The organism is Delftia sp. NA_296.1, from assembly GCF_052692095.1.
This window is the reverse complement of the sequence record NZ_JBQZGF010000010.1, coordinates 143,560-161,996: the sequence shown is the minus strand read 5'-3', so window position 1 is coordinate 161,996 and position 18,437 is coordinate 143,560. Positions and strand designations below refer to the sequence as shown.

The 18,437-nt window shown below is 66.4% G+C and carries 12 protein-coding genes; 8 read left to right on the top strand and 4 right to left on the bottom strand.

Going from position 1 to position 18,437, the window contains the following annotated elements:
* Positions 1-148 precede the first annotated feature (148 nt).
* The 3 genes from ACUTR7_RS23155 (at position 149) to ACUTR7_RS23145 (ending at position 5,615) form a co-directional block, all read left to right on the top strand.
* A complete protein-coding gene (locus ACUTR7_RS23155) occupies positions 149-2,128 on the top strand; it encodes an ATP-binding protein (RefSeq protein ID WP_445609908.1) in 1,980 nt (659 codons plus the stop codon).
* Positions 2,116-4,185, top strand: coding sequence for a sensor histidine kinase (locus tag ACUTR7_RS23150; protein ID WP_445609907.1), 2,070 nt, complete (start codon positions 2,116-2,118; stop codon positions 4,183-4,185). The genes ACUTR7_RS23155 and ACUTR7_RS23150 overlap by 13 nt, the downstream gene beginning before the upstream one ends.
* A 113-nt stretch (positions 4,186-4,298) precedes the next feature.
* Positions 4,299-5,615, top strand: a complete 1,317-nt coding sequence (locus ACUTR7_RS23145) for a tetratricopeptide repeat protein (protein ID WP_445609906.1) — start codon at positions 4,299-4,301, stop codon at positions 5,613-5,615.
* Positions 5,616-5,622: 7 nt separating this feature from the next.
* Here ACUTR7_RS23145 and ACUTR7_RS23140 read toward each other — a convergent pair whose 3' ends face one another.
* Positions 5,623-6,231 (bottom strand): HNH endonuclease, encoded by a 609-nt coding sequence (locus tag ACUTR7_RS23140; RefSeq protein WP_097201504.1) that lies wholly within the window; start codon positions 6,229-6,231, stop codon positions 5,623-5,625.
* 157 nt (positions 6,232-6,388) lie between these two features.
* Between ACUTR7_RS23140 and ACUTR7_RS23135 the strand changes: the two genes are divergently transcribed.
* The 4 genes from ACUTR7_RS23135 (at position 6,389) to ACUTR7_RS23120 (ending at position 12,863) form a co-directional block, all read left to right on the top strand.
* Positions 6,389-7,438, top strand: coding sequence for a bifunctional riboflavin kinase/FAD synthetase (locus ACUTR7_RS23135; protein ID WP_012207181.1), 1,050 nt, complete (start codon positions 6,389-6,391; stop codon positions 7,436-7,438).
* A gap of 105 nt (positions 7,439-7,543) precedes the next feature.
* Positions 7,544-10,399, top strand: a complete 2,856-nt coding sequence (ileS, locus tag ACUTR7_RS23130) for an isoleucine--tRNA ligase (RefSeq protein ID WP_063328189.1) — start codon at positions 7,544-7,546, stop codon at positions 10,397-10,399.
* A gap of 20 nt (positions 10,400-10,419) precedes the next feature.
* Positions 10,420-10,935, top strand: coding sequence for a signal peptidase II (gene lspA, locus ACUTR7_RS23125; RefSeq protein ID WP_013800899.1), 516 nt, complete (start codon positions 10,420-10,422; stop codon positions 10,933-10,935).
* Positions 10,936-11,198: 263 nt separating this feature from the next.
* Positions 11,199-12,863 carry a Na/Pi cotransporter family protein gene (locus tag ACUTR7_RS23120; protein ID WP_013800898.1) on the top strand — a complete coding sequence of 555 codons (1,665 nt, stop codon included), beginning with the start codon at positions 11,199-11,201 and terminating at the stop codon, positions 12,861-12,863.
* Positions 12,864-12,869: 6 nt separating this feature from the next.
* Here ACUTR7_RS23120 and ACUTR7_RS23115 read toward each other — a convergent pair whose 3' ends face one another.
* Together ACUTR7_RS23115 and ACUTR7_RS23110 are read right to left on the bottom strand one after the other, a co-directional pair.
* Positions 12,870-13,694, bottom strand: coding sequence for an NUDIX hydrolase (locus tag ACUTR7_RS23115; protein WP_445609905.1), 825 nt, complete (start codon positions 13,692-13,694; stop codon positions 12,870-12,872).
* Positions 13,691-14,671, bottom strand: a complete 981-nt coding sequence (locus tag ACUTR7_RS23110) for a quinone oxidoreductase family protein (RefSeq protein WP_034396808.1) — start codon at positions 14,669-14,671, stop codon at positions 13,691-13,693. The genes ACUTR7_RS23115 and ACUTR7_RS23110 overlap by 4 nt, the downstream gene beginning before the upstream one ends.
* A gap of 136 nt (positions 14,672-14,807) precedes the next feature.
* On the opposite strand from ACUTR7_RS23110, the gene ACUTR7_RS23105 reads away from it, so the two are divergent.
* Positions 14,808-15,710 (top strand): DMT family transporter, encoded by a 903-nt coding sequence (locus tag ACUTR7_RS23105; protein WP_012207187.1) that lies wholly within the window; start codon positions 14,808-14,810, stop codon positions 15,708-15,710.
* Here ACUTR7_RS23105 and ACUTR7_RS23100 read toward each other — a convergent pair.
* Positions 15,685-18,435 carry a bifunctional diguanylate cyclase/phosphodiesterase gene (locus ACUTR7_RS23100; protein ID WP_445609904.1) on the bottom strand — a complete coding sequence of 917 codons (2,751 nt, stop codon included), beginning with the start codon at positions 18,433-18,435 and terminating at the stop codon, positions 15,685-15,687. The two genes, ACUTR7_RS23105 and ACUTR7_RS23100, sit on opposite strands and share 26 nt — an antisense overlap.
* Positions 18,436-18,437 lie beyond the last annotated feature (2 nt).

Sequence of the window (18,437 nt, the reverse complement as noted above, 5' to 3'; positions counted from 1 at the left end):
CGGATTTTCTTTGGGGCGAACGTCCGCCGCCATGCACGAACACTCTCGAATGCTCACAGTTCAGAGAAACACACAAAAATTTACATTTATTGCATGGATCACGGTATCGCTCGGGCTGCTCGCATTTTTCGTGCTGAGCCCGGCAACCATGCCTCCCCCTGACGGGGGACTGCGTCTTGGCAAGGACCTGCCCATGCAGGTGCTTGCCGATGCGGGCCGCAGCATGACCATTGAACAGGTCGCGACCCTGCCCGATGATGCCTTCGAAACCCGGCGCACGCCTCTGAACGAGGGCTATACCCGCCATGCTTACTGGGTGAGGGTTGCCACGCCTGCGCTTGCGCCCACAAGCGGGCTGGCCGACAACGATGCGCTGTGGCTGGAGATCACGCCCACCTATCTGGACAGGGTCACGCTCTACCAGCAGGCGCACGGCCTGTGGCAGGCGAGGGAAAGCGGTGACACCGTGCCCATGGCTCAGCGCATCCATGTGCGCCAGCTGGTGTTTCCACTGCGCGCTGACCAGCCCTTTGTGCTGCGCATCGAGACCAGCAGCGCCATGCAGCTGTACGCCACGGTCTGGCGCAGCACGGGGCTGATGGCCTGGTTGTCCAGCGTCGAGTGGGCATCGGGTGTGCACCAGGGTGTGAACCTGGTGCTGACCCTGCTGATCGCGGGCGCGGCCCTGGCCCTGCGCATGCGCAGCCTGATGGCCATGACCTTGCTGGCCTTCGTGGTGCTGACCCACAACGCCAATGTGCGCGGCTATGCCCAGCTGTGGCTGCCCGAGCCCTGGGCGCCGCATGCGGACCTATGGGTCAGCGTGGGCGTCTTCCTGTTGCCCGCCGCCTTTGCCTGGCAGGCACGCGAGACCTTGACGCGCGGCACGGCCTGGCGCCGCATCGACCGCATGCTGGTGCTGCTGACCGTGGCACCGCTGCTGGCCGTACTCAGCATACCGACGGGACACTACACGCAATGGGCCTGGCTCGGGGTCAGCGTGCCCTGGATGGCCAGTCTGCTGAGTGCGCTGGTGGCCTGGCAGAACCTGTTCCGCCAGGGCCCCAGCATCGTCAACCTGCTGGTGCTGATTCCCTACACGCTGCACACGGTCATGGGCATCCACGTGGCTGCGGCCTATACGGGACTGGTGTCTTCCGACATCGAGGCAGGCATGTACTGGCAGCTGGAATCGCTGCTGCTGTACATCCTCATCATCATTGCCGTGGGCGCCAGCCTGGTCGAGAAATTCCAGAACTCCATGGGCAGGCAGGCGCAGCTGGTGGAGTCGCTGGCCCGGTCGGAACATGCGCTGGAAGGACGGGTGCGCACGCGCACTGCGGAGCTGCTGCATGCGCAAAACGCGCTGCAGGCCGCCTTGCATGGCGAACGCACGCTGCGGCTGGAGCAGCGCCAGTTCTTCAACATGGTCAACCATGAATTCCGCACGCCGCTGGCCGTGGTGGACAGCGCGGCCACCGAGCAACTGACTTTTCCGTCCACCGATATCGATTCCCAGCTGGAACGCGCAGCCCAGATCCGCCGCGCCTGCAGGCGCCTCACGGCCCTGGTGGACAACTGCTTGGTCAGCGACCGACTGGACGCGCCTGCGTTCCGGCTGCAGCTCGACCGGGTGCCCGTGATGGACCTGATCGACGATGCCGTGCAGCTCGTGCACTGGTCGCGCCACCACCATCTGAAGCTGGAGACTGAGGGCGTCCCCGCCTCCTGGGAGTGCGATCCCACCCTGGTGCGCATCGCCCTGTCCAACCTCGTGGACAACGCCGTGAAATACGCCCAGGCCGGAGAAATCGCCGTATGCGCCCGCCAGGACGGACAGGGCAGGCTGGAACTCACCGTCAGCGACGAGGGCCCTGGCCTGGCGCCCGAGTTGGCGCAGCGCATCTTCGAGCTGCACGAGCGCGGAGAGCGTTCGGACCAGACCCGAGGCTTCGGCCTGGGGCTGTGGGTGGCCCGGCGCGTGGCCCAGATGCATGGCGGCGATGTGCAGGTCACGCCAGCTGCGGGCGGCGGCACCTGCTTCACGCTGACGCTGCCCAGCAGCATTCCCGAAGACAGCGGCCTTGCCACAGCTGCAACACAGCCCGCCTCGCCATGCGTATCCTGAACCTGCTGCGTATCCTGAACCGGCTGGCGCTGCCGGGCTGGCTGGTGTTTTCGCTGGTGCTGGTGGTCTGCTTCATTCTCAGCCCGGCCTGGCAGTCCCTGCCGGCAAAACGCCTGCAGCTGGGCACGGACCTGCCCATGCTGGCGCTCGTCGATGCTCAGGGCAGCTTCACCATCGATCAGGTGGCAGCCCTGCCAGATACGGCCTTCACCCTGCTCGATACACCGCTGAACAAGGGCTATACGCGCGATGTGTATTGGCTCAAGGTGCAGGCGCCTCACATCGCCGCCGGCAAGGCAGACCCCGAGCACGATCCGCTGTGGCTGGAAATCCTGCCCAGTTATCTGGACCGCGTTGCGCTCTACCAGCACGTGGACGGCGCATGGCGCATGCGCAGCAGCGGTGATACGGCCACCGACGAACCGCGCGTGCACGTTCGGCAGCTGGTGTTTCCGCTGTACTCGGGCCAGCCCTTCATCCTGCGCGTGCAGACCTCCAGCCCCATGCAGCTGGACGCCACGCTCTGGCGCAGCAGCGGCCTGATGACACAGTTCTCGGCCGTGGAATGGGCATCGGGCATCCACCAGGGCATCAACCTCATGCTGGCCCTGCTGATCATCGGCGCAGCCCTGGCCCTGCGCCTGCGCAATCTGGCCGCCATGGCCGTGGCCGCCATCGCCGTGCTGATCCACGGCGCCAGCGACCGGGGGTACCTGCAGATCTGGCTGCCCGACCATCTCGCGCACTGGGGCCATCTGTGCGTCAGCCTGGGTACCTTGATGCTGCCCGCCGCCCTGGCCTGGCAGATGCGCGAGCTGCTGACACGCGACACACGCTGGCGGCGCATGGACCGGGCCTTGCTTGCCCTGGGAATCATCCCGCTGCTGTGCCTGCCCAGCATACCGCTGGGCCGCTACCAGGACTGGGCCTGGATAGGGGTTGGCGCGCCCTGGGCCATCAGCGCACTGTTCGCCGTGGTGGCATGGAGCAATCTGCTGCGCGAGCGTGCCAATCTGGTCCATGTGCTGATGGTGGTTCCCAGCACCATGTATGGGCTGATGGGCCTGTATGTGACAGCGGCCTATGTCGGCCTGACCAGCCTGCCGACCATAGAAACCAGCGTGTTCTGGCAGCTCAACACCTTGCTGGTCAACATCGTGATCACCGTGGCCGTGGGCGCCGGTCTGATCCAGAAATTCCGGGACTCCATGGCACGCCAGGCACAGCTGCTCGAGTCCCTTGCCAAGTCCGAGCATGCGCTGGAAGAGCGTGTACGCCTGCGCACGGCCGAGCTGCTGCGCGCCCAGAACGCACTGCAAGCGGCACTGCACAGCGAACGCACGCTGCGGCTGGAGCAGCGACAGTTCTTCAACATGGTCAACCATGAATTCCGCACGCCGCTGGCCGTGGTGGACAGCGCGGCTACCGAGCAGCTGTCCTTTCCCTCGCCCGACATCGACTCCCAGCTGGAGCGCGCCGCACAGATCCGCCGCGCCTGCAGGCGCCTGACGGCCCTGGTGGACAACTGCCTGATCAGCGACCGCCTGGATGCTCCCGCCTTCCGGCTGCAATTGCACCGCGCTCCCGTCATGGAGCTGGTCGATGATGCCGTGCAGCTTGTGCACTGGTCACGCCGCCACCACCTGAATCTGGACAGCGCCAATGCGCCCGCCACATGGGAGTGCGACTCCACGCTCACCCGCATCGCCCTGTCCAACCTCGTGGACAACGCGGTGAAATACGCCAAGGCCGGAGAAATCGCCGTGCGCGCGCGCACCGACGAACACGGCCGGCTGGAACTCACTGTCAGCGACCAGGGCCCGGGTCTTGCACCCGAGCTGGCGCAACGCATCTTCGAGCGCTTCGAGCGCGGCCACCGCGCGGACCAGGCCCGCGGCTTCGGCCTGGGCCTGTGGGTCGCACGGCGCATCGCGCGCCTGCACGGCGGCGACATACAGGCAGCGCCATCAGCCCAGGGCGGCACCCGCTTCACGCTCACGCTGCCACCGCGCCCCTTGCCCGCACCCCAGGCCAAGACCTTGCAGGCATCGGCTTGAAACATGGCCGGGCGAAGAATCCACGATAATGAAAAGTTCGCCACTGGCGTGGCCTGCCGGCACATGCCGCAATCAACGCCCGCCTCTCCTTGGCCATAAACACACACCTGTCCATGAGCGCTACTTCCATCCCCGCCGACATCAACCGCAAGCACCTGGAAATGGCTCGCCAGCAGATCTCCAACGGCGATCTGCAGAGGGCCGCACAGACTCTGAACAAGGCCCATCGCAAGATGCCAGGCGATGCCCGTGTCTTCATGCTGGCCGGGCTGATGGCAGAAAAGGCCGGCAACCCGGCCAAAGCCGAAGAGGCTTTCGATCGCTGCGTTGAACTCGCCCCGATGTGGGGCCCGGGCCTCCTGGAAACGGCCCTTTATCGCGCACGTCGCGATCAGTTCGATCTCGCCATTGAAATGGCGGAAAAGGTGGCGCGCATCGAGCCCCGCAATCCGCAGGTGCTTGCGGGCGTCGTGGACATCGCGCACCGTGCCGGAAATCATGAAATGGCTGTCCTACACCTGCGCCGGGGACTGGAGCTTTTTCCAAACGATGCCATGCTGCGGCAGCATCTGGCCGCTGACCTGGGCGAATTGGGAGAACACACCGAGGCACTCCAGATTTGGAACGCCCTGGTGGATGAATTCCCGGAACAGCCTGTCTACAAAATGGGGCGCATCAAGGTTCAAATCGCACGCGGCGAACCCGCAGCGGCCCTGGACGATATCCGCACCCTTGAGGAAAAATTCCCACAGGACGCCACACTGGCTTACTACGCGGCACTGGCACGGGCCGAGACTCCCCAGCATATTCCGGTGGGAATGCACCAAGCCATGTTCGACGAGATGGCCGAGCGCTTTGACAGGCACCTGGTTCTCGGTCTGAACTACCAACTGCCGAAAATCGTTGCAGGGCAATTGATTGCTCGCCACCCGGAGAAGGACTTCAACCTGCTGGATCTGGGCTGCGGTACCGGCCTGCTGGGGCTGTTCCTGGGTCCGATGCAAGGCTATCTGATCGGTGTGGACAGCTCGCTCAAGATGATTGAGGAAGCCGCCAAACACGGCGTCTATGACCGTTTCCACAATGTGGACCTGCTGGGTGCGCTTCAGAACACGCCAGCCAATGAATACGATGTACTGACCCTGCTCGATGTGCTGATCTACATTGGCGACCCCCAACTGGTCATCCCCAATGCCGCACGCATTCTCAAGACGGGTGGCGAGTTCATCTTCTCCTGCGAGACAGCGCCAGAAGAAGGCCCCGATCTGGTCCTCCAACCCAGCCAGCGCTACGCCCACAAGCGCAGCCATATCGAAGCGATGTGCAAGCAAGCCGGTTTCAGTGTGTCAACGGAAGAACTGGTGCTGCGCCAGGAAGGTGGCGAGCCGGTTCAGGGCTTTGTCGTGACGGCCACCAAGACCGCTGCCTGACGGGCCATCAAGCCCACGCCACCTCGTGCGTGGGCGCACCACCGCCCTCGGCGAAGCCGTCCCGTGCCCAGCGCGAACTCCGGGGCACGTGCAGCAGCAGAAACTCCATCTGATCGGCCAGGATCCGCCGGTTGCGCAGGATGAAGTCTTCCCAGAGGCTGGGTACATAGGGCGTGTAGAGCAGCGGCATGCGCGCCTGCTCGGGCGTGCGGGCACCCTTGCGGTGATTGCAGGAGCGGCAGGCCGTCACCAGGTTCATCCACTGGTGGCCTCCCCCTGCAGAGATGGGCACGATGTGCTCGCGCGTGAGGTCGTTTTCATGAAAGACCCTGCCGCAATAGGCGCAGATGCAGCGGTCGCGTGCGAACAGCTTGCCATTGGTCAAGCCGGGCTGCAGGCTGTGCGGATTGATGGCAGGTGCCCCGCGCGTGCCGATGATGCTGTTGATGTGGATGACCGACTGGCAGCCCGTGACGGCATTGTGACCACCGCGGAAACAGGCGACCTCTCCGCCGGACTCCCAGCGCACATCGTCCGCCGCGTAATGCAGCGCCGCCTGCTCCAGCGTGATCCAGGATTGGGGCAGCCCTTGGGCCGACAGCTTCAAGACCTTCACGACACGCCTCCTCTGACACCAAAGTGAACGGGAATGCAGCCAGTGCACAGGGCCTGCAAGGCAGGCCTTATCGAGGCAATATACTCTGTTTCCATGTCGGATTGACAGCCTGAGCTGGCTGCGCGCGTGCCAGCCGCTATTGAAAACAAAGCGTCCCATGAAGATTTTTCGAGGCTTCAACCATCCAGGGCGGGAATCGGCCTGTGCCGTCACCATCGGCAATTTCGATGGTGTCCATCGCGGCCACCAGGCCATGCTGGCCCTGCTGTCGGCCGAAGCTGCACAGCGCGGCGTGCCCACCTGCGTACTGACCTTCGAGCCCCACCCGCGCGACTATTTCGCCCAGACCCTGGGACGGCCTGAAATCGCGCCGGCGCGCATAGGCACGCTGCGCGACAAGCTGTCGGAGCTGGAGCGCTGCGGCGTGGACCAGACCGTGGTGCTGCCCTTCAACCAGACGCTGGCCAGCCAGTCGCCGCAGGCCTTCATCGACGAAGTGCTGGTGGCGGGCCTAGGCGCGAAATACGTGCTGGTTGGCGACGACTTCCGCTTCGGCACCCAGCGTGCGGGCGACTACGCCATGCTGGATGCGGCGGGCCAGCGCCAGGGCTTTGACGTGGCCCGCATGAACAGCTACGAAGTGCACGGTCTGCGCGTGTCCAGCACCCATGTGCGCGCAGCCCTGGCCGAGGGGCGCATGCAGGACGCCGCGCGGCTGCTGGGCCATCCCTACACCATCTCCGGCCATGTGGTGCACGGCCGCAAGCTGGGCCGCAGCCTGGCCGAGAGCCGCCAAGGCGCGGGCGACGGCTTTCGCACGCTGAACCTGCGCTTCAACCACTGGAAGCCTGCGGCCAGCGGCATCTTCGCCGTGCTGGTCCATGGCCTGAATGAACGACCGCTGCGCGGTGTGGCCAACCTCGGCGTGCGCCCTTCCCTGGACCCGACGGATGTCAACGGCGGGCGCGTCCTGCTGGAGACGCATTGCCTCGATTGGCCCGGCGCGCCGGGAGGCGAAGAGGCCTACGGTAAAATCATCCGCGTGGAACTTCTGCACAAACTGCACGACGAGCTGAAGTACGACAGTCTCGACGCCCTCACCGCCGGCATCGCCAAGGACTGCGATGACGCGCGCGCGTTCTTCGCCACCATCCACACGCCCATCTACACCGAGACCCGTCGCCAGACCACGCGCGACCGAATTTGACGCTCTCCGTCACCTGCCCGGGCGCGGGTGCGCACCAGGCTTTCCTCCCCTTTTTCCGTGCCTGGACCAGACGGTCCGGGCTCTGGCCTGCTTTCAAGGTTCTCCATGTCTGATTCGAAAGTCTCCCCCAACGCCAATGCGGGCTATCGCGCCACGCTGAACATGCCCGACACGCCCTTCCCCATGCGCGGCGACCTGCCCAAGCGCGAGCCGGGCTGGGTCCAGGAATGGGAGGACAAGGGGCTCTACAAGAAGCTGCGCGATGCGCGCCACGGTGCGCCCAAGTTCATCCTGCATGACGGCCCGCCCTACGCCAACGGCAAGATCCACATCGGCCACGCGGTGAACAAGGCGCTCAAGGACATGATCGTCAAGAGCCGCCAGCTCGAAGGCTTCGACGCGCTGTACGTGCCGGGCTGGGACTGCCACGGCCTGCCCATCGAGAACGCCATCGAAAAGCTGCATGGCCGCAACCTGCCGCGCGACGAGATGCAGGCCAAGAGCCGCGCCTTCGCCACCGAGCAGATCGCCCAGCAGATGGTGGACTTCAAGCGCCTGGGCGTGCTCGGCGACTGGGACCATCCCTACAAGACCATGAACTACGCCAACGAGGCCGCCGAGCTGCGCGCCCTCAAGCGCGTCATGGAGCGCGGCTTCGTCTACCGCGGCCTCAAGCCCGTGTACTGGTGCTTTGACTGCGGCTCCTCGCTGGCCGAGTTCGAGATCGAATACGCCGACAAGCAAAGCCAGACGCTGGACGTGATGTTCCCCACGGCCGAGCCCGACAGGCTGGCGGCCGCCTTCGGCCTGCCCTCGCTGGCCAAGCCAGCCTTCATCGTCATCTGGACGACGACGGCCTGGACCATCCCCGCCAACCAGGCGCTCAACGTCAACCCCGAGCTGGAATACAGCCTGGTGGACACCGAGCGCGGCCTGCTGATCGTGGCCTCGGCCCTGGTCGAGAAATGCCTGGCACGCTGGAAGCTCGAAGGCCAGGTCGTCGCCACCGCCGTGGGCAGGAAGCTGGACCACCTGCAGTTCAAGCACCCGCTGGCCGATATGGACAAGGGCTTCGACCGCGTCTCGCCCGTGTTCCTGGCCGACTACGCCACGGCCGATGACGGCACCGGCATCGTGCACTCGGCCCCCGCCTATGGCGTGGACGACTTCAACAGCTGCATGAACAACGGCATGACGCGCGAAGACATCCTGAGCCCCGTGCAGGGCAACGGCGTCTACGCACCCGAGCTGCCGCTGTTCGGCGGCCAGCACATCTGGAAGGCCACGCCCGCCATCATCGACGCGCTCAAGCTGGCCGGCCGCCTGATGGACACCAAGACCATCACCCACAGCTACCCGCACTGCTGGCGCCACAAGACGCCCGTGATCTACCGCGCCGCAGCCCAGTGGTTCATCCGCATGGACGAGGGCGAGGGCGTGTTCACCAAGCCCGGCGACAAGCCCGCGCAGACGCTGCGCCAGATCGCACTGGAAGCCATCGAGCACACCCAGTTCTACCCGGAGAACGGCAAGACCCGCCTGCGCGACATGATCGCCGGCCGCCCCGACTGGTGCATCTCGCGCCAGCGCAGCTGGGGCGTGCCCCTGCCCTTCTTCCTGCACAAGGACAGCGGCGAGCTGCACCCGCGCACCATGGAGATCATCGACCAGGCGGCCGCCATGGTCGAGCAGGGCGGCATCGAGGCCTGGAGCCGCGTGACGGCCGAGGACATCCTGGGCGCCGAGGAGGCCGTGCACTACACCAAGAGCACCGACATCCTCGAAGTCTGGTTCGACTCGGGCTCCACCTTCTGGCACGTGATGCGCGGCACGCACGCCGACATGCACCACGACCAGGGCCCCGAGGCCGACCTCTACCTGGAAGGCCATGACCAGCACCGCGGCTGGTTCCATTCGTCGCTGCTGCTGGCCTCGGCCATCTTCGGTCGCGCGCCCTACCGCGGCCTGCTGACGCACGGCTTCACCGTGGACGGCCAGGGCAAGAAGATGTCCAAGTCGCTGGGCAACACCGTCGCCCCGCAGGACGTGAGCAACAAGATGGGCGCCGAGATCATCCGCCTGTGGGTGGCCTCGACCGACTACTCGGGCGACCTGGGCATCGACGACAAGATCCTGGCCCGCGTGGTGGATGCCTACCGCCGCATCCGCAACACGCTGCGCTTCCTGCTGGCCAACGTCAGCGACTTCGATGCTGCGCAGGACTCGGTTCCCACCGAAGAGCTGCTGGAAATCGACCGCTGGGCCCTGGCCCGCGCGGCCCAGTTCCAGGCCGAGCTGCTGGCCCACTACAAGGTCTATGAATTCCACCCCGTGGTGGCCAAGCTGCAGCTGTTCTGCTCGGAAGACCTGGGCGGCTTCTACCTGGACGTGCTCAAGGACCGCCTGTACACCAGCGCGCCCAAGAGCCTGGCCCGCCGCAGCGCCCAGACCGCCCTGCACCAGATCACGCATGCCATGCTGCGCTGGATGGCGCCCTTCCTGTCCTTCACGGCCGAAGAGGCCTGGAAGGTCTTCGGCGACAGCGAGTCCATCTTCCTGGAAACCTACACCGACCTGCCGGCCGGTGACGAGGCCCTGCTGGCCAAGTGGGCGCGCCTGCGCGAGATCCGCGACGTGGTGAACAAGGATATCGAGGCCGTGCGCACCGAAGGCCGGGTCGGCTCCTCGCTGCAGGCCGAAGTCAGTGTCTCCGCCCAGCCCGAAGACCTGGCCCTGCTGCAAAGCCTGGGCGACGACCTGAAGTTCGTCTTCATCACCTCGGCGGCCGAGGCCCTGGCAGGCGAGGCACTGCAGGCCGCCGTCACACCCAGCAGCCACGCAAAATGCGACCGCTGCTGGCACTACCGCGCCGACGTGGGCATCAACCCCGAGCACCCCAGCCTGTGCGGCCGTTGCGACAGCAACCTGCACGGTGCTGGCGAAGAGCGCCACAAGGCGTAATCAACCCCTGAGGCGCTGCCATGACCCCTACCTTTGCTGCGGTCCCCGAATCCCGCAACAGCCGCATCTGGCCCTGGCTGGCCTGGTCGCTGGCGATCATCGCCATCGACCAGCTCACCAAGCAGTGGATCCTTGGTGCCTACCAGCTGGGCGACTGGACGCCGATCACGGGCTTCTTCAACATCGTGCGGGCCCACAACACGGGCGCGGCCTTCTCGTTCCTGGCCGGAGCGGGCGGCTGGCAGCGCTGGCTGTTCGTGGGCATCGGCGTGGCGGCCACGCTGCTCATCGTCTGGCAGTTGCGCAAGCATCCGGGGCAGAAGCTGTTTTGCTTCTCGCTGGCCAGCATCCTGGGCGGCGCCATCGGCAACGTGGTGGACCGCCTGCAGCACGGCTACGTGGTGGACTTCCTGGACTTCTACTGGGGCCGTTCGCACTTTCCGGCCTTCAATGCCGCCGACATCGCCATCAGCGTGGGCGCGGGCCTGCTGATCCTGGACGAGGTGCTGCGCGCACGGCGGGCCAAAAGAACCTGATCCCCGCCGCGGCGCACGCCACGACAGCCAGCCCAGCCCCTCCTGCGAGGGGCTTTTTCATGGAGGCTGCCGCCAACTGCGTGCCGACGGGCTTTCTCCTCGGGTTTTCCTGAGTGCGTTTTTGGTCAACCGAAATTCTTTTTGATTCGTTTTATTTCTACAATTTTCTTTATTTCGCACCAAACTGTGCGCTCATGCGGCCGACTCTCCTGCGCGCAAGCCGGGACCGGGGTTATATTGGTCCGCTTCTCCGCTCACAGCACATGAAGCACTTACTCAATCTACTGGCCGCCATCGCCCTGCTGGTCTGGGGCACGCACATGGTCCGCACCGGCGTGCTGCGGGTGTTCGGCGCCAACCTGCGCGACCTGCTCGCCCACAGCATGAGCAACCGTTTCTCGGCTGCGCTGTCGGGCTTGGGTGTGACTGCGCTGGTGCAGTCGAGCACGGCCACCTCGCTGATGACCTCGGCCTTCGTGGGCCAGGGCCTGATCTCGCTGCCGGCCGCGCTGGCCGTGATGCGCGGCGCCGACGTGGGCACGGCGCTGATGGCCGTGCTGTTCTCCACCGACCTGTCCTGGCTGTCGCCGCTGTTCATCTTCGTGGGCGTGGTGCTGTTCATCACGCGCCAGGACACCACGGCCGGGCGCATAGGCCGCGTGCTGATCGGCCTGGGCGTGATGCTGCTGGCCCTGCGCCTGGTGGTCGAGGCCACCGAGCCGCTGCTGGAAGCCCCCGCCGTGCGCACCCTGCTGGGCTCGGTCACCAGCGATATCTTCATGGAGTTGCTGCTGGGTGCGCTGCTGGCCGTGATGGCCTATTCCAGCCTGGCCATCGTGCTACTGATCGCGGCCATGGCCAGCTCGGGCGCGATTCCCATGGAAGTGGCGCTGGGCCTGACGCTGGGCGCCAATATCGGCAGCGGCCTGGTGGCCGTGCTGACCACGGCCAAGTCCAGCACCGAAGTGCGCCAGGTCACCATCGGCAACATGCTGTTCAAGATCATGGGGGTGGCCATCGTCGCGCCCTTCCTGGGGCTGTGGGCCACCTACGTGATGCCGATGATCGACGGCAAGGGCCAGAACATCGTGCTGTTCCACCTGGCCTTCAACATCTTCAACAGCCTGTGCTTCATCGGCCTGACGCAGACCGTGGCGCGCTGGGTGACGGCCCTGCTGCCCAAGCCCGAGGCCAGCTCCACCAGCCTGCTGCGCCCGCGCCACCTCGACCCCTCGGCGCTGAGCACGCCGTCGCTGGCCATTTCCTGCGCCGCGCGCGAGGCCCTGCACCAGGCCGACATGGTCGAGTCCATGCTGATCGGCATGCAGCGCGTGCTGGAGACCGACGACCTCAAGCTGTCCCAGGAACTGCGCGAGCTTGAAGGCACGGTGGACGATCTGTACTCGGCCATCAAGTACTACATGACCAAGATCTCGCGCGCCGAACTGGACGAGCGCGAGGGCCAGCGCTGGACGGAAATCATCAGCTTCACCATCAACATGGAGCAGATCGGCGACATCATCGAGCGCGTGCTGCTGGACATCGAGGACAAGAAGATCAAAAAGGGCCGTCAGTTCTCCGAGGCCGGCACGCAGGAGATCCGCGAGCTGCTGCACCACCTGCTGGACAACCTGCGCCTGGCAATGAGCGTGTTCCTCAACGGCAACGTGCGCGAGGCGCAGAAGCTGCTGGAGGAAAAGGCGCGTTTCCGCGACCTGGAGCTGGCCTACTCGGCCACCCACCTGGCGCGCCTGTCCGACAACACCGTCTCCAGCATAGAGACCAGCTCGCTGCACATCGACCTGATCAGTGACCTCAAGCGCATCAACTCGCTGCTGTGCTCGGTGGCCTACCCCATCCTCGAATCGGCCGGCGCCCTGGCGCCCAGCCGGCTCAAGGAATCGGCACTGAACAAGACGGCGCGCTGAAGCGTTTCACCAGCCCAGCCAGGCCGCCAGCACCTGGGCGGCCTCGGGCGTGAAGCGGCCCTGCAGCAGCCATTCGACAAGCTGGTCGCGCTCGATCAGCGCAAAAGCCTGGACCTCGCCATCCTGGTTGCCGGGCTCCAGCGCCGGCGGCACGGTGGCGCTGAACCAGTCGATGCGCTCGCGCATGAAGCCCCGGCCCTCGGCCTCGTCACTGGGGCGCTCGAACAGCACATGGCCGCCATGGCGCAGGCCCTGCAGCTGGGCCACGCGCAGGCCGGCCTCTTCCCAGGTTTCACGCTCCACGGCCTCGGCCACGGTATCGCACGCGGCCACCATGCCGCCCATCAGCGTGTCCCACATGCCGGGGTTGGTGGGCTTGTTGTCGGCGCGCTGCTGCACCCAGATGCGGCCATCGGCCGTCTCGCCCACCAGATGCACGGCCTGGGTGGCAATGCCCAGCGGGCGCACGGCGCCGCGCTCCACGGTGGCAATGCGCTGGCCCTGGACGTTGCACACGGCCAGTTGCTCATCGCGCCAGGGGCCGCTGTGGCCCGTGGCACGCAGCACCCGGGCCAGGGCATTGAGCAGGACCGTGGCATCGCCCTGGCCTTGCAGATGCCATTGACCGGCCTGCAGGCGCAGTGCCACGCCGTGGGCCTCCATCACATCGTCCGGCAGCAGCGCGGCCAGGCCGTCTTCCAGCGAACCTGTCTCCTGCCCCGCCACCAGCAACGGCCGGCGCGGCTGCAGCGCGGGCTGGCGCGTGTCGGCGCGCAGGCGGCACAGCCAGGCCTGCACGGCCGGGTCGGCAAGGTGCTTTGACACACTCATGGCAGCAGGATGGTGGAGCCCGTGGTCTTGCGCGCCTCCAGGTCCAGGTGGGCCTGGCGCACCTCGGCCAGTGGATAGCGCTGGTCGATATGGATCTTCACGGCACCGCTTTCCACCACGGCGAACAAATCGTCGGCCATCGCCTGGGTGGCCTCGCGGCTGGTGATGTGGGAGAACAGGGTCTGGCGCGTCACATACAGCGACTTGGCCGCCAGCACGGCAGGAGCGAAAGGCGCCACGGGGCCCGAGGCGTTACCGAAGCTCACCAACAGGCCGAAGCGCCGCAGGCAGGCCAGCGAGCCTTCCCATGTGTCCTTGCCCACGCTGTCGTAGACCACCTTCACACCCTGGCCGCCCGTGATCTCCTGCACGCGCTCGGCGAAGTTCTCGCTGCGGTAGTTGATGGCATGGGCTGCACCGTTGGCCAGGGCCAGCGCGCACTTCTCGTCCGAACCCGCAGTGGCGATGAGCTGCAGGCCCAGTGCCCTGGCCCATTGGCAGGCGATCAGGCCCACGCCACCGGCCGCCGCATGGAACAGCACGGCATCACCCGGTGCCAGGCCCTCGACCGGAATGCATTTCTTGAGCAGGTACTGCGCGGTCAGGCCCTTGAGCATCATGGCGGCGGCCGTCTCGAACGCAATGGCATCGGGCAGGCGGCACACGCACATGGCGGGCATGACGCGCACTTCGCTGTAGCTGCCCGGAGGATTGCTGGCATAGGCCACGCGATCGCCCACGCCCAGGTGCTCCACGCCGGCCCCCACGGCCTCGACCACGCCTGCGCCTTCCATGCCCAGGCTCAGGGGCATGGGCAGCGAGTACAGGCCGGAGCGCTGGTACACATCAATGAAGTTCAGGCCCACCGCATGGTGACGTATGCGTACCTCGCCTGGCCCGGGCTCGCCCACGGCGACCTGCACCAGCTCCAGGACTTCGGGGCCGCCGTTGTGGCGGATCTGCACTGCAATACCCATGGGAGCACTCCTGCAAAAAGCGACAAGAGCGGCATCGTGCCATGTTTCGGCCCGCCTCGCGGAAGACGGCAACGCATGGCCGGCGCAAAGAGCGCGCAACGCCTATAGTGGCGAGCCCGAAAGCCGGATGATCCCGATGAGCCAGCCGCTGAAGCCTTCCACCGCCGCCATCCTGACGCTGCCGCCGCTGCTGTGGGCCGGCAATGCCATCGTGGGCCGCATGGTCCATGACCTGATCTCGCCCTTCGCGCTGAATTTCCTGCGCTGGGCCATTGCCTTCATGCTGCTGCTGCCGCTGGCGGGATGGGTGCTGCGCCGGGACAGCGCCGTCTGGCCGCAGTGGCGCCAGTTCGCGCTGCTGGGATTGCTGGGCATCGGCTGCTACAACGCCCTGCTGTACCTGGCACTGAAAACATCGACCCCGCTGAACGCCACCCTGGTCGGCTCCAGCATGCCGGTGTGGATGCTGGCCGTGGGCCGCATCTGCTGGGGCATTGCCGTGAGCCGCCGCCAGTTGCTGGGGGCCGCGCTGTCGGTGCTGGGCGTGGCCGTGGTGCTGTCGCGCGGCGATCCACAAGTATTGCGCCAGCTGCAGCTGGTGCCGGGCGACCTGTTCATGGTGCTGGCCACGATCCTGTGGGCCTTCTATACGTGGCTGCTGTCCAGGACCAGCGTGTCAGGACAGCTGCGCGCGGACTGGTCGGGCTTTCTGCTGGCACAGATGGTCTTCGGCCTGATGTGGTCCGGCCTGTTCACGGGACTGGAGGCCGCATCGGGACGGTTTCACCTTCAGGCAGGGTGGCCGCTGCTGGGCGCCCTGCTGTTCATCGCCGTCGGGCCGGCCATCCTGGCCTATCGCTTCTGGGGCCTGGGCGTGCAGCGCAGCAGCCCTGCGGTGGCGGGCTTCTTCGGCAATCTGATGCCCCTGTTCACCGCCCTGCTGTCCATTCCGCTGCTGGGCCAGACGCCGCAGCTGTACCACGGGCTGGCCTTCGCGCTCATCGTGGGCGGCATCATGGTGTCTTCGCGCCGGGCATAGCCTTGGGCAGGCCATGCGCCACGGTGCGCACGGGCACCTTGGCCAGCAGCTGCTCGAACGCGCGTATGGGCACGGGCGGGCTGAACAGATAGCCCTGGAAATACTCGCAGCCGTAATGCGCGAGCAGGGCGCGCTGCTCCAGGGTCTCCACGCCTTCGGCGATCACATCCAGGTTCAGGTTGCGCGCCATGCCGATGATGGTCTGCACGATCACGTCATCGGTATGGCGCAAGCCCAGGTGGCGCACGAAGGACTGGTCGATCTTGAGCTGGTTCAGCGGCAGCTGGGTGAGATAGGTCAGCGAGGAGTGACCGGTGCCGAAGTCGTCCATGGAAAAGCACACGCCATGGCTGCGCAACTGCTTCATCTTGTCGATGGACTCCTGCACGTTCTCGATCACCAGCGACTCGGTCAGCTCCAGCTTGAGCAGATGGGGCGCAATGCCGGCATTGCGCACCTGCTCGATGACCTGGGAGGCAAAGTCCTGGTGCCGGAACTGGCGGGCACTGACATTCACGGCCACCTGCAGATGGCGCAGCCGCGCATCCTTTTGCCAGATCGCCAGTTGCTCGCAGGCCGTGCGGATCACCCACATGCCCAGCGGCACGATGATCTCGCTTTCCTCGGCCACGGCAATGAACATGCCGGGCGGCACCAGGCCGCGTTCGGGGTGGCGCCAGCGCAGCAGGGCTTCGGCGCCTATGACCTCGCCGGCCAGCGTGAACTGGGGCTGGTAGTGCAGCTCGAACTGGGATTGCGCCAGGGCCTGGCGCAGGTCGCCTTCCATGCGCACGCGCTGGTGGATTTCCACCTGCATCTGCGGATCGAAGAAGCACAGGCCGCTGCCGTTGCGCGCCTTGATCTGGTACATGGCGATGTCGGCCTGCTTGAGCAGCTCGGCCGCCGACTGCGGCTGGCGGCCGAACAGCGTGGCGCCAATGCTGCAGGCACTGCGGTGCAGGTGGGCGCCCAGCACATAGGACTGGTTGAGCCGCGCCAGGATCTTCTCGCCAATGCGCTGGGCCAGCGTGGCCGCCTCGGCAGGCTCGTGCGACAGCTCGCAGAGCATGACCACGAACTCATCCCCCCCAAGGCGCGCCACCGTGTCCGAAGATCGCACGGCGCTGCGCAGGCGGTGCGCCACCTGCTGCAGCAGCTGGTCGCCCACTTCGTGGCCCAGCGTGTCGTTGAGCATCTTGAACTGGTCCAGGTCCAGGAACAGCAGCGCCCCGGTCCAGCCTTCGCGTGCGGCCAGCACCGTGGCCTGGGCCAGGCGGTCCAGCAGCAGGCGGCGATTGGGCAGGCTGGTCAGCGGATCGTAGAAGGCAAGGCTCTCGATCTCGGCCGTGGCCAGCCGGATATCGGTGACATCGTTGTAGGTGATGACCACGCCGTCCTCGGCGGCCAGCCGTGCCGTCATCTGGACAAAGCGGCCGCTGGGCAGTTGCTGCTCAAAGGGCACGCCAGGGCGCAGCACCAGTTGGCGGTGCAGGTCCTTGGCCTCGTTGGCCTGCGCCGGCGCCGCCGCCAGACCCACGGCGCTGGGGCAGGAATCGAGCAGCGATTGCAGGCGCCGCCCAGGCTCCAGCTGGTCCGCGTGCCAGGGGAACATTTCCTCGTAGCAGCGGTTCCAGCGCAGCACGCGCTGCTGCGAATCCAGCAGCAGAAAGCCGCTGACCATGCTGTCCAGCGCCTGGTCCAGCCACTGCTCGGACCGCTGGGCCTGGCGCCGCGCGGCATGCAGGCGGTCCATGTAGCGGTGCACGGTCCAGCCCAGCACGGCCAGCAGCACGCCGAAGATCATCACGGCCAGCACCATCAGCCAGGCAGCCACGCGCCAGCTGGCCAGCACGGAGGACATGGGCAAGCTGGCCGTGACCCACAGATGTCCCTTGGGCAGCGGATGCGCAGCCACCAGGGCGGGCACGCGGCTCAGGCGTGCGGCCATGTGCATGACGCCGCTGGACGGCAACTGCGACGTCGTCGGCAGCAGCCGCACAGCGGCGACATCGCCATACTGGGGCATGGACAGCAGCAGCTCGCCGCTGCCCTGCTCCAGCGTGACCTCCAGGCCGTCCAGCACACCGCCCTGGGCCAGCACGGCGCCCAGCGCCGCAGCCGGCACCTGCATCAGCACATAGCCGCCCTGCTCCGCCCGGCTCAGGGGCCGCACAAGGTACAGCATGCGCTCGCCACCCGGCACCTGCGGCGCGACGGAGGGTGGACTTGCCAGCAATTCGGAGCGGCTTTGGCCCGCCAGGCGCTCCCAGGCCTGCGCAGGCAGGTCGATGACCGGGCCATCGCCCGAAGCGGCCAGTTCCCGGCCCTGGATATCGTGCACCGAGGCGCGCTGCGCCAGCGTGTTCTGCCGCACCATGGTGTGCAGCATTTCCTGCAGTTGCGGCTGCGATGCCGATGCGGGGTTGCGCGAACCCAGCAGTTCGTCCACGCCCAGCGCCAGGGCATCCAGGGATTCCAGGCTGCGGCTGATGGCCGCCTCGGTGCCCAGCACAAAGCGCACCAGGCGCAGCGAAGCCTCTTCCTGCGCCGTGGTCCGCATGCCGCTGAGCAGCCAGACCATGGCGGCCGCCAGGGCCACCGTCAGCAGCACCAGCATCAGCGCCAGGGTATGGCGCATGCGCGCAGGGCTTGCGGCCGCTGCCGGGCCGGGCGCGCGGACGGGGTCGGCCGCCGCCCAGTCCGTCTGATGGGGCTGGCCCGTCATCT

Excerpts from the sequence above, each read along its gene's own strand:
- ACUTR7_RS23155 (WP_445609908.1), top strand. The coding sequence starts at position 149 with ATGCCTCCCCCTGACGGGGGACTGCGTCTTGGCAAGGACCTGCCCATG.
- ACUTR7_RS23145 (WP_445609906.1), top strand. The coding sequence starts at position 4,299 with ATGAGCGCTACTTCCATCCCCGCCGACATCAACCGCAAGCACCTGGAA.
- ACUTR7_RS23135 (WP_012207181.1), top strand. The coding sequence starts at position 6,389 with ATGAAGATTTTTCGAGGCTTCAACCATCCAGGGCGGGAATCGGCCTGT.
- ACUTR7_RS23105 (WP_012207187.1), top strand. The coding sequence starts at position 14,808 with ATGAGCCAGCCGCTGAAGCCTTCCACCGCCGCCATCCTGACGCTGCCG.
- ACUTR7_RS23110 (WP_034396808.1), bottom strand. The coding sequence starts at position 14,671 with ATGGGTATTGCAGTGCAGATCCGCCACAACGGCGGCCCCGAAGTCCTG.
- ACUTR7_RS23120 (WP_013800898.1), top strand. The coding sequence starts at position 11,199 with ATGAAGCACTTACTCAATCTACTGGCCGCCATCGCCCTGCTGGTCTGG.
- ACUTR7_RS23100 (WP_445609904.1), bottom strand. The coding sequence starts at position 18,435 with ATGACGGGCCAGCCCCATCAGACGGACTGGGCGGCGGCCGACCCCGTC.
- ACUTR7_RS23150 (WP_445609907.1), top strand. The coding sequence starts at position 2,116 with ATGCGTATCCTGAACCTGCTGCGTATCCTGAACCGGCTGGCGCTGCCG.
- ACUTR7_RS23115 (WP_445609905.1), bottom strand. The coding sequence starts at position 13,694 with ATGAGTGTGTCAAAGCACCTTGCCGACCCGGCCGTGCAGGCCTGGCTG.
- lspA (WP_013800899.1), top strand. The coding sequence starts at position 10,420 with ATGACCCCTACCTTTGCTGCGGTCCCCGAATCCCGCAACAGCCGCATC.
- ileS (WP_063328189.1), top strand. The coding sequence starts at position 7,544 with ATGTCTGATTCGAAAGTCTCCCCCAACGCCAATGCGGGCTATCGCGCC.